The following is a 12,785-nucleotide window of genomic DNA, read 5'->3' as shown; positions in this document are numbered from 1 at the left end:
GCCTAAATGCAGTGAAGTGACTGAATGAGGAACGAATGAAGTGGCTTCACTGCTGAACTACTTCATGCGGAAAACGACATTGATGTGCTGCTTTTGCAATTCGGCAATGAAAGTATTTTTAGTAATCGCATCGTATTGTTTAAATACCCTTTCAATGGTTTCTTTAAGCGGATCTTTAAATTGCTTGCGCTTTTCAATATTCTTATCAAACTCTTTTTGCAAATTGGCTAATGTGGGTTTATTATAGATGGCACTTGCCTTTATGGGTATACCCACGTGTTCGCCTTTGTCATCAATAAGACTATATATTAACCCGCGTTTTTCCCGCATTAGCGTATTTTCGCCGCCCCTGTCGGCTATGACGTTAAACTGTTTGAGTATAACGTTAAATTCAGCCAGTGACGTAAATTTGTAGCTGCCGATTACAGCATTTACAACATTGGTGATAGTCCTTTTAGTAGGTGTTTTGCCATAGATGGCTTTCTCCAAATTGGCAGGTTTGATATTTAAGGTATTGCTGTTTTTCCTGCCTTTGGCCTGTATCAAATCAAATTCCTTTTCCAGTGCTATTCGGGCCGGTTCGGATAATTTCCAACCGATACCGTGCGTATCAATACGGTTGCCGTGCGGTGTGATATTGATAGTCGCAATGTGGACGTGTGTATGAGCGGCATCATGATGTTTATAAACTAAGTAGGGCTGGTCACCAAAACCGATTCTTTCCATGTAGGATAGGGTAATTTGCTGTATTTGCTCGTTGCTTAGTTTATCCTGTTCGTCAAAATTGAGGGTAATATGTACCGCATTGGTTTTAATCCTGGTGTTCAGCATGGTTAAATGCTCAAAACGTTGCAGTTTTTGCTCCAGGTTAAACTTTTCAATATCACCTGCGAAGCCGCTCGCCAGCAATAGCCTGGCTTCACCGGCTGCTACCTTGTTTTCGTTGTAATGCAACATACCCCTGATATTTTTCCCGTTTACGAAACGTGCAACCATTTTTCAGCTAAGCGGTTAATGATGTTTAGTAATTCCTCAACCTTGCCACCGACCTTTTTATATAGCTCTACCGTTTTAAGCACAAAAAAGGCGCGTTGCGCTTCGCTTTTGCTCATGTGAAAGAATTTGGTTTGCTGGTTGATATTGATACCAATAGCTTTCAATTCTTTCCTTATCAAAGCCATTTCCTCCATTGGGGCATTTAATGATACATCCTTATAAAAACAGTTGATTTGTTCGCCGGATAATATCATTCGTGCCACTTCGCCTATGCTTTGGCAGCCGCTTTCTTGCTGTATCTTTTCCAATTTTTTAAAGACTTTTTCAGTTACCCGCACAATAATGGGCTGGCTTAATATATCTTCGGGGTTGTCGAGTTTTTTACGTGGCATAACGTACATTTAATGGAGTTCCAGACTTCGCGAGTTCCGAGCGAAGTCCCGACCGTAAGGGCGGCAAGATGATTTTCGTATACGAAAATCCATCTTGCTGCATTCTGGCGAATGCAGAACTGGCGTTGCGAAACTGCTGCGCAGTTTGGTTGATGGTTTTTAAATTGTGTTATTGGGTAGTCAACTTTGGCCGGATTGTTGGCGGCTGCTTTCCGGTTGGTTTAGTGGGATAAATGACCGTAATAGTTGACGTATCCTTTGCCGTGGCTCTTGCTTTATGCGTTTGATCTTGGGGTAATATTGGCCGTTGAGTTTGCGGCCTTTGATGCTGCTGTTGGTTTCCATTGCTATCAATTTTGATAGGCAAAAATCAATGTCCTTATTTCCGATATTTGAGGAAAGTAGAGTACTACTGTAATTTTTATAACTTATCTTAAGGCAAAGACAAAAATGAGTAGACCTAAACACCAACATTTTATACCACGATCTTATCTTAAAAACTTTGCCGTTACAGAAGACGATAAGCATTTTGTAGAGGCCAAGTTGCGAAGCGAAGTAGAACCAAAAAAAGACCTGATAAGTATTAAAGATATTTGTGTTAACAAAAATCTTTATACGATTCCAAATAAGGAGGGGGATGATAAATATGCGCTCGAACGTTATTATGCGAGTGAGATTGACGAAGTTTATCCTGAAGTGTACGGCTGGTTAGTCGATCCAAAAGTTGAAAAAATTTCTGCCGAACAACGTGCTAAAATCATTCGCACCACAATGAGCCTTTTTTTTCGTACTCCAAAATTTCTGAACCACAATCAGCGAACGATTAACGCCATGTTGGATTATGGTCTAAGAAATTTCCAGGATAAAGATGGGCGAGTAAAATTTAATTTCAAGGATTACCGATTAGATTTCAATGTGCAGGATATTGAGAGTGTGCGAAACGATCTTAAAATAGAAAATAAGCTAAAATTTTTAGATCGTCATTTGAAGGATTGGCATGAATTTGCCACCTTTAAATTGCAATCTCCGATATCTGTCTACCGAATTTACGACGATAACCAGCTCATTACTTCTGATAATCCGGTTTTTATGCACAGTGTAAAAGGTCGGCCATTTGATTTGTTTGATCMAACCAATATGATTTCACTGCCCCTGGACAGTAAACATTATTTGTCCATATTTCCTAATACAGAGGAGGCTATGTTAGATACAATTTATCGCACGGATAGGGATAAATGGTTTGCCTTAACAACTAATCTTCAGGTTGAACAAAATTCAGAAGATTGGATATTGGGTAGACCAGAGGCTGTTAGAGGACACATAGCTGATCAAATAAAATATAATCAGGAAACTGCCGAAAATATTCAGGCAGTTGAGGATTTGAAACAGCGGGCGGAGGATGACAATGAGTTACTGCGCGTTATGGAAGAACATGGTTTCTTTCATGAAAAAGTGGCAGAAAAAGTACGAGAAATGTTGAAGAACCCAATACACAAAGAAGATCTTGAAATTAAGAAAATAGCTATCCGTCTGGCAATGCAAGGTTTCAAAATGGGTTAATCCGCTAACAGTTATTATTCAAAATGTAAGACAAAAAGTGCAGTACTACTGCACTTTATTCAAATAAGGTTTTCCTTTCTAAAGACACTTGCATCTGAAAGGATGCAGGTATGAATACGTTTAATAAAGAAAAGAAAGCCAAATTAAAGCCCATTTTACTGATTGATCATCTATCAAAAGAGTTCGGGATTATAGAAAATAATTATCAAAAAATGGACAAAAAAGTTACCAAAAGCGAAGAAATTTTGCTAACTTTAATAGCAAGTGCGATCGTTGAAATCATTATTAGGGAAGAATTATGAATGCCATTGGATATATGAGATTGAGTTCAAAAGACCAATCAAAATCTTTAGAATATCAAGAATCATCTATTAAAGAATATTGCAGACGAAACCAGTTAAATGTTATTGGCTTATTTAAAGATAATGGAGAATCGAGTTATACGTTTGACAGACCGGATTACAAAGCTTTAGAAGCATATTTAAGGAAATATAAGGGAGAGTGTCAATACCTTATTGTGTTAGATCATGATAGGTTTAGCCGCAATTTGCCCGAGGCTTTAATGAAGATTGCTGAATTAGAAAACAAATACGGTGTAAAGGTGCTATCGACAAGCGAACGGGTAGATTTAGATACGCAAGACCCTGACGTTTTCATGAAACGGGCGCTTGATTACATGATGGCGAATAAAGAGTTATTCAATATCAGAAAACGGACAAAACAAGGTATCAGGAATGCTAAAGAGAATGGTCGCTATTTAGGTCGTGCGCCGTTTGGATATAAGAATATCATAGATGGTACAAAACGTAACCTGATAGAAATTGATAAAGGCCAGGCATTAATTGTCGAGCGTATTTTCAGGGATTATATAGTGGGTATTCCGCCATATTTGATTTACAAAAATGCAAAGGCCCTCGGTTTCACCTATACTGGAAAAACAGCAATTCAAGATATACTACAAAATTGCGTTTATGCAGGACTGATAAAAGTTCCTGCTTTTCGGGAGTTGCCTGAAAAATATGTTAAGGGCTTACATGAGCCTATCATAGCTGATGCCGAATTTTGGCTTGTTCAAAGTATGTTAAATTCCAATAAGCGACGAACAAGAGTTCAACCGGCTGAAGACTTTCCATTAAGAGGTGTGTTGAGGTGTTGGTGTGGTAAAAGCATGACGGCTGGCTGGACAAAAGGTAGAAAACAATACTATTTATACTATAGGTGCACTGAACATACAAGCTATAACTTGGCAGGTTCAATGTTGCATGAGTATTTTGAACGCCTATTAAAAGCACTAAGTTTCCAGCCCCATCAAATAAGGTTTTTGATCGAAACAGCAAAAACAATGCTTATTGAGCCAATCAGAATTAAACAGGAAAGACTTAAAGAAAAGGTTGAGGCTTTGAAAGTAGTAAATGAAAAAATTTACAAACTTGAAGAACGCCTAATGAATAATGAAATTGAAAGTTCGACTTATCAAACCTGGTTTAAAAAATTTAAAGAAGAAAAAGCCGTTTTGGAATTGGCTTTAAATGACAAAAACAAACCTAAGATTGATACAAGTGATGATATTATCGAGCGTTTGTTACCTGAACTTTCTAACATCTGTCAGATTTATGAAAAGGGTAACATTATTCAGAAGCATACCTTAATAAGAGGGGTGTTCAAAGATAATCTGCTATGGGGTGGGACCATGTTTAGAACCGATTTTATCGATCCGGTATTCTATGATAACGTATTGAAAGTCAAAGAGAAAGGGCTGCTTTTTTACGAGCAACCCTTTCAGTTTTCTAACCTAAACCCGGTTAGTACCCAGCGCCGGAGTCGAACCGGCACGGTTTCCCACAGGTGTTTGAGACCAGCGCGTCTACCAATTCCGCCAGCTGGGCATACTATGCTGTAATGATCAATGATTTCTTACAGGCGGGCTGCAAATGTATCTAAACTCTCTTTAATTCGCAACAGATATTTTTGTCTATAATAAATATCAGCGATTTTTATGCGGCGTTCTTCCTGTGCGCTATGGTCGAGTTTGGTATAACCGGTGGTTAAACCAGATAGTTTTTCAGTAATATCTCCCTCAATAGCAAGCACTTCTGCTGTTATAGATCCCAATTCTCCCGAGTCGTCAACTTCCATCAGCCGCTCGTTAATATCCATCATTTCCATTAAAAAATCTGCCGGCAATTGCGGTTTTGCACCCTCAGATACCAGGTCATGCAGCTTTAAAATGTATTCCATTCGGCGTGCCGGGTCGTTTAAAACATGGAATGCTTTATTATTTAAGGTGGATAGTTCCAGTATTTCCTGTTGCTTTATTTCATCTTCGCCAGCATAAAAATCGGGATGATAAAGTTTACTTAGCTCATAAAACTTCTTTTTAAGCATAACCGGTTCAATATTGAAAGATTCGGGAATGCTATAAAACTCAAAATAATTCATAGCACGAATTTCACGAATATTATCCGATTTTACGAATTCTTAGCAATTAGAACGGCACCAGTGCTGTAAAATTCAATAATTCCTTTATTGAATCCCAACCCTTATGAATCATCGTAAATTAAAATTATCTCTTACATTTATGCTTTGATCATACAATATCTAAATTATGAATAATTATTCTACCATATCACCTCAACCTGCCATATCACTTCCTAAAACAACGGGCGGTCGCATTAAATCAATTATCGGTGGCTCATTGGGTAATTTGGTTGAATGGTACGATTGGTACGTGTACACAGCATTTTCTCTGTATTTTTCGGATGCTTTCTTTCCTAAGGAAAATGAAACTGTGCAGCTGTTAAATACAGCGGGTATTTTCGCTATAGGCTTTTTAATGCGCCCAATCGGGGGCTGGCTGATGGGGACGTTTGCTGATAAACGTGGCCGTAAAACGGCGTTAACCACATCGGTATTACTAATGAGTGTGGGCTCGCTCATTATAGCCATAACGCCTGGCTATAAATCTATTGGTGTTGCAGCACCGATTTTATTAGTGGTAGCCCGCATTATTCAAGGTTTGAGCGTAGGAGGTGAGTATGGCACCAGTGCAACCTATCTTAGCGAGATGGCCGGCAAAAAACACCGCGGTTTTTATTCCAGCTTCCAATATGTAACCCTTATTATGGGGCAGTTACTGGCCCTTGGGGTGCTGGTTTTATTGCAACGCGCCTTTTTAACCGAACAACAGCTGCACGATTGGGGTTGGCGCATCCCGTTTGGTATAGGCGCATTTTTGGCCGTTATTACTATGTACCTGAGACGCAGCTTACAGGAATCGGCATCTTTTACTAAAGAAAAAGACCAGTCTGACTCCATGCATGGTACTATCGGCGCATTAGCCAAACACCCAAAAGCAGTATTTACCGTTATTGGCTTAACAGTGGGGGGCACCCTGGCTTTTTATACGTTTACCACCTATATGCAAAAGTTTTTGGTGAACAGTTCGGGTTTCAGTAAAGCCACTGCAACATTAATATCGACCCTTACTTTGGTTGTTTTTATGCTGATTCAACCGGTTTTCGGTTTGCTTTCAGATAAAATTGGTCGCAAACCTTTGCTTATTGGCTTTGGTGTTTTGGGTACAATCAGTACTATACCTATCCTCACATTATTAAGTAACACTAAAGATGTTTGGGTAGCTTTCGCGCTTATTTTGTGCGCATTGATAATTGTGAGCGGTTACACATCCATCAATGCTGTGGTTAAGGCCGAACTTTTTCCTGCAAATGTGCGTGCCCTTGGCGTAGGTTTCCCTTACGCCATAGCAGTATCCATGTTTGGCGGAACGGCAGAATACATCGCCCTGTTATTCAAAAATCACCACCATCCCCAATGGTTTTACTGGTATGTAACCGTTTGTATTGCCTTATCCTTAGTACTTTATGTTACTATGAATGATACAAGAAAGCACTCCAAAATGGAAGAGGATTAATAGATGTGCAGATATGCAAATTTTAGATGTGCATATGATGAAACAGGGTGCCGGTGCGGATAACCGGATATGTTTTTCAATAAACCCTGATCCAAATTATTGAAATTCAGGGAGATATTTATACTGTTTGCACATCCGTTTCGTTACGTAAAAAGTATTAATTTTGCCCCCTTAACATTAAGGGAATTCCCAACATCTATGGCCGATAGCAACAATCTGTTTCAACTTGCGGTTACTTTACTGCAGCAACTTATATCTATACCATCCTTTAGCAAAGAGGAGGACCGTACTGCCGATCTTATTAATGAATTTTTGCAGCAGCATGGCGTAACAACCAATCGTAAACTAAACAACATCTGGGCCTGGAACAAACATTTCGACCCGGCAAAACCTACAATCCTGCTCAATTCTCATCATGATACTGTGAAGCCAAACTCGGGCTATACCCGCGACCCTTATGATGCCAAAATTGAAGATGGCAAGCTTTATGGCCTTGGTAGTAATGACGCCGGGGGCTGCCTGGTATCACTTATTGCAGTGTTCATTTATTTTCATGATAAAGAGAACCTCAAATACAACTTCTGCCTTGCCACCACTGCCGAAGAAGAGATCTCTGGCGTAAACGGACTTGAACTGATCATCCCCGAATTAGGCAAACTGGAATTTGGTATAGTAGGAGAGCCTACCTTAATGCAATTAGCCATAGCCGAGCGCGGCTTAATGGTGCTTGACTGCACCGCACATGGCAGGGCAGGACATGCAGCCCGCGAAGAGGGCGAGAACGCTATTTATAAGGCATTGGCAGATATTGAATGGTTCCGTGGTTTTAAATTTCCTAAGGAATCGGAAGTCTTCGGGCCTATCAAAATGTCGGTAACCATTATCAATGCCGGTTCACAACATAATGTAGTGCCAGCCAGTTGTGTGTTTACTGTTGATGTGCGTGTTACGGATGCTTACCGTAATGAGGAAGTATTGGAGATCATCAGACAGCACGTAAGCTGTGATGTTAAACCAAGGTCTATCCGCTTAAAACCATCATCTATACCAAAAGAGCACCCCATAGTTCAGGCAGGTATTGCCTTAAACCGAACAACCTACGGTTCGCCAACTACGTCAGACCAGTCGTTGTTGGATATTCCATCCATAAAAGTAGGTCCGGGTGATTCGGCGCGCTCGCATACTGCTGACGAGTTTGTATATGTAGATGAGATACGCGAAGGTATTGAACTGTATATCAAAATGCTGGAGAGCATAAATTAACCCATACATATTTAAATATTCTGTAAATAAGGAGTATTTAAATATGTCCTGTTTATATACCGTTCGTGCACCTTTGATACTCCATTCATATACCTAAGGATTACTTTACCGATATCTTTTATGCCCTTTAAAACAACCCTCTAAGATCATTAAACACAGCTTAACTATCTAATAATAAGCTTATTGCTTTAAGTTGCTAATTTTTCAGGTTTCTGTATTAAATAGAACAGGGTAATTATACCCGCGTACTTTTGTTTCAGTACAAATATACCGAAAATTTAAAAAAATCGAGAAGGGTTTGTTTTATAATTCTCCCAAAAATCCAGCCAACGCAATAGCAACACCAAATAGTACAGCAATCATCTTCCGCAGGTTAAACCGATGATCGGCGCTCGATTCAAAGAGGATAGTAGTAGAAATATGCAGGAATATTCCAATAACTATACCCATTATCCGGTTAAAGTAATGCTGCAGGTTGCCAATATCACCACTACTTAGCGCATTACTGAAAAAGTACCCTGCAGGCGCCATTATCGCGAACAGCAAAATAAAAAACACAGTACGTGATTTTCCCTGCTTATTTGTTAAAAGCACAGTACCCAGGGCAAATGAAGCAGGAATATGGTGCAGGGCTATACCGTAAACCAGTTGATTCTGATTTCCCTGCGCCAGCGGCATACCTTCTAAAAAGGCATGCAGGCAAAGGCTCACCATAATACCAACAGGAAAAATAGCCACGTCATGCGTATGTTTGTGCATATGCCCGTGTTCGATACCGTCCGAGAATTGTTCCAAAACAATCTGGAACAGGAAACCGATCAGTATAAATACACCCACCAAATTATCATTGCCATGGTAAGCGTCTGGTATTAAATGTAAAACAGTTATGCCAAAAAGATAAGCCCCGCTAAAAGCAAGCACCAGTTTAAGCATTCTGTGGTTATCGCCTTTGAACAGAAAAACGGCTAATCCGCCGCATGAGGCACTTAAAAACAATATTAAAACTTTCCAGATCTCCATTAAAAGGCAGGTTGTATTTTTTTAAACAGATAAGCAAACAGGATACCCACCAATGAACCGTAAATGGCTCCACAGATCACATCCACTGGAAAATGAACCCCAACATATACCTGTGCAAAACAGATCAGCGATGCCCATAAAATTGCCCCAAACCAAATCCACCGCCATTTTTTTCCAAAAACGAGGGATAAAAATATAGCCATGGCAAAGTGGTCTGTAGCGTGCGTTGAGGGAAAACTATAACCCGTCCCGCAAGGAACACGGTTTATATCAGTAGCGCCAACTACAGGGTCGCGGCAGGGGCGCAGGCGTTTAACATTATACTTAATAATGCTTGCGCTGGTAAAATCAGCAAAGCCTGCGGTGGTAGCCAGCAGCACAATAATGATTGCACCCACCTTTCTATATCGCCACAAACAAAAAACAATAATAAAAATATATAGCGGAATCCAAAATTTAGGGTTACGAAACCAGGGCATCACCAGGTCGAAAAACGGGTTCGAGAGGTCATGGTTAATAAAGTAAAATAAATGCCGGTCGAGATGTAAGATGTATTCGGGCATTGATATTATATATGCTATGGTTTTGGCCCAAAGTTATCAAATACTTTAAAACAACTTTTAACGCCTTGCAGTTAATTCCCCAAAAACAATACATAGTTTACAAATAACATACACTTAGATTCACTTTATAACGCTTTAACTGCAAACAAAAAAAGCTTTTTGGCGACTTATCAACTAATATTCACTAATTAAGAACGCTTAAAAACTACATAATTTGTACACTGCTATTGGTTAAATATTTTACTTTTGTTACACAAAAAACCACAACAAATTTGACACTTATAAAATCAATTTCGGGTATACGCGGCACCATTGGTGGCGCCGTTGGCGATGGTTTAACACCGCTGGATATTGTAAAATTCACCTCGGCGTATGGTGCCTGGGCTGTTCAAAAATCGGGGATAAAAAAAATTGTTGTAGGCCGTGATGCCCGTTTATCAGGCACAATGGTAAACAACCTGGTTATTGGCACTTTACAAGGACTGGGCATTGATGTTATTGATCTTGGTTTATCAACTACGCCTACTGTTGAGCTGGCTGTAACCGGCGAACAGGCTGCAGGGGGCATAATTCTTACCGCGAGTCATAATCCTAAACAGTGGAACGCGCTGAAACTCCTGAATGCTGATGGGGAATTTATAAATGATGCCGATGGAAAAGAAGTATTGGCGATTGCCGAAAGCAGCGATTTTAATTATGCTGATGTAAATGACCTGGGCAAGGCAACCCAGGATAACAGCTGGTTGCAAAAGCATATCGACCTTGTGCTGGCCCTGCCTTTAGTTGATGTTGACGCTATCAGGAAAGCCGATTTTCATGTAGTTATTGATTGTGTTAACTCAACCGGTGGTATTTTTATACCTGCTTTATTAAAGGCCCTTGGTGTAAGTACCATTCATAAATTATATTGTGAGCCCGATGGTAACTTCGCGCATAACCCGGAACCGTTACCAGAAAACCTTACCGCGTTATCAAAAGAAGTTTTAAATAAACGAGCGCATTTGGGCATAGCGGTCGATCCAGATGTTGATCGTCTTTGCTTTGTTTGCGAGGATGGCAATATGTTTGGTGAAGAGTATACCCTGGTGGCTGTTGCCGATTATGTATTACAGCATAATTTAGGTAACACGGTATCCAACCTGTCATCAACCCGTGCGCTGCGCGATGTAACAGAAAAAGCTGGTGGCGAATACCATGCATCGGCTGTGGGTGAGGTGAACGTAGTTAACAAAATGAAGGAAGTTAACGCGGTTATTGGTGGTGAAGGCAATGGCGGAATAATTTACCCCGAACTGCATTACGGCCGCGATGCTTTAGTTGGTATCGCCTTGTTTTTGACCCATTTGGCTAAGTATGGCAAGTCGGTTTCAAACCTGCGCCGGTCGTACCCAGGTTATTTTATCTCAAAAAATAAAATAACCCTAACCCCCGAAATGGATATAGATGCTCTTTTAATTAAAGTAGAAGAGAAGTACAATAAGCAGCCGCACTCAACAATTGATGGCCTGAAAATAGAATTTGATAAAGAATGGGTACATTTGCGTCGTTCAAACACTGAACCGATTATTCGTATTTACTCCGAAGGCAACTCAGAAACCGTTGCAAACGGCCTGGCAAATAAGATAATCGCAGATATTAAAGAAATTTTACAAGTTAACTGACCCATTTGTTGAATTACCGGATTAATGAATTACTGATTGAGGGATCAGTTTTAATTCAATAATTCAGTAATTTAATAAATCAATAATTACTATAACGATGCGTGTTTATTTTGATAATGCTGCTACAACGCCGCTTGATCCGGAAGTTTTAAAAGAAATGTATAAGGTGATGGAAAACCATTATGGCAACCCATCGTCAATCCATTCGCATGGCCGTGAGGCGCGTACACTGATCGAAAGATCACGCAAAACTATAGCTAACCTGCTGCATACTTCGCCTGCCGAGATATTTTTTACATCAAGCGGTACCGAGGCCGATAATACCGCAATCCGCTGCGGTATTGCTGATCATAAAATTACACATGCTATAACCAGCCATATTGAGCACCATGCCGTATTGCACACGCTGGAGGCCATGGAAAAATCAGGTATCATAAAATTGAGTTTTGTGAATGTTGATAGCAAAGGCAACATTGATTACGATCACCTGGAAACCCTGCTTAAGGATAACGAGCGTAGCTTTGTATCTATCATGCATGCCAATAACGAGATAGGTACATTATCAGACATGAACCGTATTGGCGACCTCTGCGAAGCCTATAATGCCATATATCATTGCGATACAGTACAAACCATGGGCCATTATCAACATGACCTGAGTAAGCTTAAAACACACTTTTTAGTTTGTGCCGGCCATAAACTGCATGGGCCAAAAGGGGTAGGTTTTTTACATATCAACCATCGCATTAAAATAAAACCATTTATATACGGCGGCGCCCAGGAACGCAATATGCGCGGTGGTACCGAAAATATTTATGGCATAGTTGGTCTGGCGAAAGCACTTGAAATAGCTTATGCCGAAATGGAGCAGCACCAGGCACACATCCAGGGCTTAAAATCATACATGCATGGTAGATTGATCAGCGAAATACCGGGTGTGAATTTCAACGGTGAAACCGATGCCGATAAAAGCTTGTATACAGTACTTAATGTAGCTTTTCCTGAAATGGAAATGGCTGACATGCTGTTATTTAATCTGGATATTTCAGGGATATCTGCTTCAGGTGGCAGTGCCTGCAGTTCTGGTACCGATATTGGTTCGCATGTGCTTACGGCTATTGGGGCAAGCTCATCAAGACCTTCAGTCAGGTTTTCTTTCTCAAAATATAACACAAAGGACGAAGTGGATTTTACCGTTGCCAAAGTAAAGGAACTTTGTTTGGTTAGCGCATAATTCTTTATGCGTAAAACTTACGAAGTTCTGAAAATTTCGTAAGTTTTACGCTCCATCAGATCTGTAAAGCAGGGGAATCGCTTTTAAATTAAATTAAAACTTTCACCATAGCGATGGGTTTGAAACCATAAGTGTTCGAAAGATTTATAATCCTTCATTTTCATT

Annotated in this window: 11 protein-coding genes, 1 tRNA gene and 1 pseudogene; 7 read left to right on the top strand and 6 right to left on the bottom strand. The window is 40.1% G+C overall.

What is annotated here, in order from left to right; genetic code table 11:
* Nucleotides 1-57: 57 nt before the first annotated feature.
* Together AC1DO4_RS20055 and AC1DO4_RS20050 are read right to left on the bottom strand one after the other, a co-directional pair.
* Complete coding sequence (locus AC1DO4_RS20055) at nt 58-996, bottom strand: relaxase/mobilization nuclease domain-containing protein (RefSeq protein WP_477419049.1); 939 nt, start codon at nt 994-996, stop codon at nt 58-60.
* A complete protein-coding gene (locus AC1DO4_RS20050) occupies nt 978-1,388 on the bottom strand; it encodes a mobilization protein (RefSeq protein ID WP_477419047.1) in 411 nt (136 codons plus the stop codon). Before AC1DO4_RS20050 ends, AC1DO4_RS20055 begins: the two co-directional genes overlap by 19 nt.
* 450 nt (nt 1,389-1,838) lie before the next feature.
* On the opposite strand from AC1DO4_RS20050, the gene AC1DO4_RS20045 reads away from it, so the two are divergent.
* The 3 genes and pseudogenes from AC1DO4_RS20045 to AC1DO4_RS20035 form a co-directional block, all read left to right on the top strand.
* Entirely contained in the window at nt 1,839-2,948 is a 1,110-nt protein-coding gene (locus AC1DO4_RS20045; RefSeq protein WP_477419045.1) for a DUF4238 domain-containing protein, read from the top strand.
* Nucleotides 2,949-3,058: 110 nt separating this feature from the next.
* Nucleotides 3,059-3,250 (top strand): hypothetical protein, encoded by a 192-nt coding sequence (locus AC1DO4_RS20040; RefSeq protein WP_477419043.1) that lies wholly within the window; start codon nt 3,059-3,061, stop codon nt 3,248-3,250.
* Nucleotides 3,247-4,026 (top strand): annotated as a pseudogene (locus tag AC1DO4_RS20035) (recombinase family protein); the annotation flags it as partial. The gene AC1DO4_RS20040 and the pseudogene AC1DO4_RS20035, both read left to right, overlap by 4 nt.
* Before the next feature lie 728 nt (nt 4,027-4,754).
* On the opposite strand, the gene AC1DO4_RS20030 reads toward AC1DO4_RS20035, so the two are convergent.
* Nucleotides 4,755-4,834: transfer RNA gene (locus tag AC1DO4_RS20030), tRNA-Leu, on the bottom strand.
* A gap of 28 nt (nt 4,835-4,862) precedes the next feature.
* Nucleotides 4,863-5,387 carry a Fe-S protein assembly co-chaperone HscB gene (gene hscB / locus AC1DO4_RS20025; RefSeq protein WP_477419041.1) on the bottom strand — a complete coding sequence of 175 codons (525 nt, stop codon included), beginning with the start codon at nt 5,385-5,387 and terminating at the stop codon, nt 4,863-4,865.
* Between the two features lie 166 nt (nt 5,388-5,553).
* Here hscB and AC1DO4_RS20020 point away from each other — a divergent pair, with 166 nt between their 5' ends.
* Entirely contained in the window at nt 5,554-6,879 is a 1,326-nt protein-coding gene (locus AC1DO4_RS20020) for an MFS transporter (RefSeq protein WP_477419039.1), read from the top strand.
* A 198-nt stretch (nt 6,880-7,077) separates the two neighbouring features.
* Nucleotides 7,078-8,142, top strand: a complete 1,065-nt coding sequence (locus AC1DO4_RS20015; RefSeq protein WP_477419037.1) for a M20 family metallo-hydrolase — start codon at nt 7,078-7,080, stop codon at nt 8,140-8,142.
* Between the two features lie 303 nt (nt 8,143-8,445).
* On the opposite strand, the gene AC1DO4_RS20010 is transcribed toward AC1DO4_RS20015, so the two are convergent.
* Both AC1DO4_RS20010 and AC1DO4_RS20005 read right to left on the bottom strand, forming a co-directional pair.
* On the bottom strand, nt 8,446-9,162 hold the full coding sequence (locus tag AC1DO4_RS20010; protein ID WP_477405219.1) for a ZIP family metal transporter: 717 nt from the start codon (nt 9,160-9,162) through the stop codon (nt 8,446-8,448).
* Complete coding sequence (locus AC1DO4_RS20005; protein ID WP_477419035.1) at nt 9,162-9,725, bottom strand: phosphatase PAP2 family protein; 564 nt, start codon at nt 9,723-9,725, stop codon at nt 9,162-9,164. Before AC1DO4_RS20005 ends, AC1DO4_RS20010 begins: the two co-directional genes overlap by 1 nt.
* A 272-nt stretch (nt 9,726-9,997) precedes the next feature.
* On the opposite strand from AC1DO4_RS20005, the gene glmM reads away from it, so the two are divergent.
* Complete coding sequence (glmM, locus tag AC1DO4_RS20000) at nt 9,998-11,386, top strand: phosphoglucosamine mutase (RefSeq protein ID WP_477419033.1); 1,389 nt, start codon at nt 9,998-10,000, stop codon at nt 11,384-11,386.
* Nucleotides 11,387-11,483: 97 nt separating this feature from the next.
* Nucleotides 11,484-12,620, top strand: coding sequence for a cysteine desulfurase family protein (locus tag AC1DO4_RS19995; RefSeq protein ID WP_477419031.1), 1,137 nt, complete (start codon nt 11,484-11,486; stop codon nt 12,618-12,620).
* Nucleotides 12,621-12,785 lie beyond the last annotated feature (165 nt).

It is taken from the genome of Mucilaginibacter sp. P5_A6 (genome assembly GCF_056400585.1).
The sequence above is the reverse complement of the archived record's forward strand: the minus strand, read 5'-3'. Positions and strand labels throughout refer to the sequence as shown.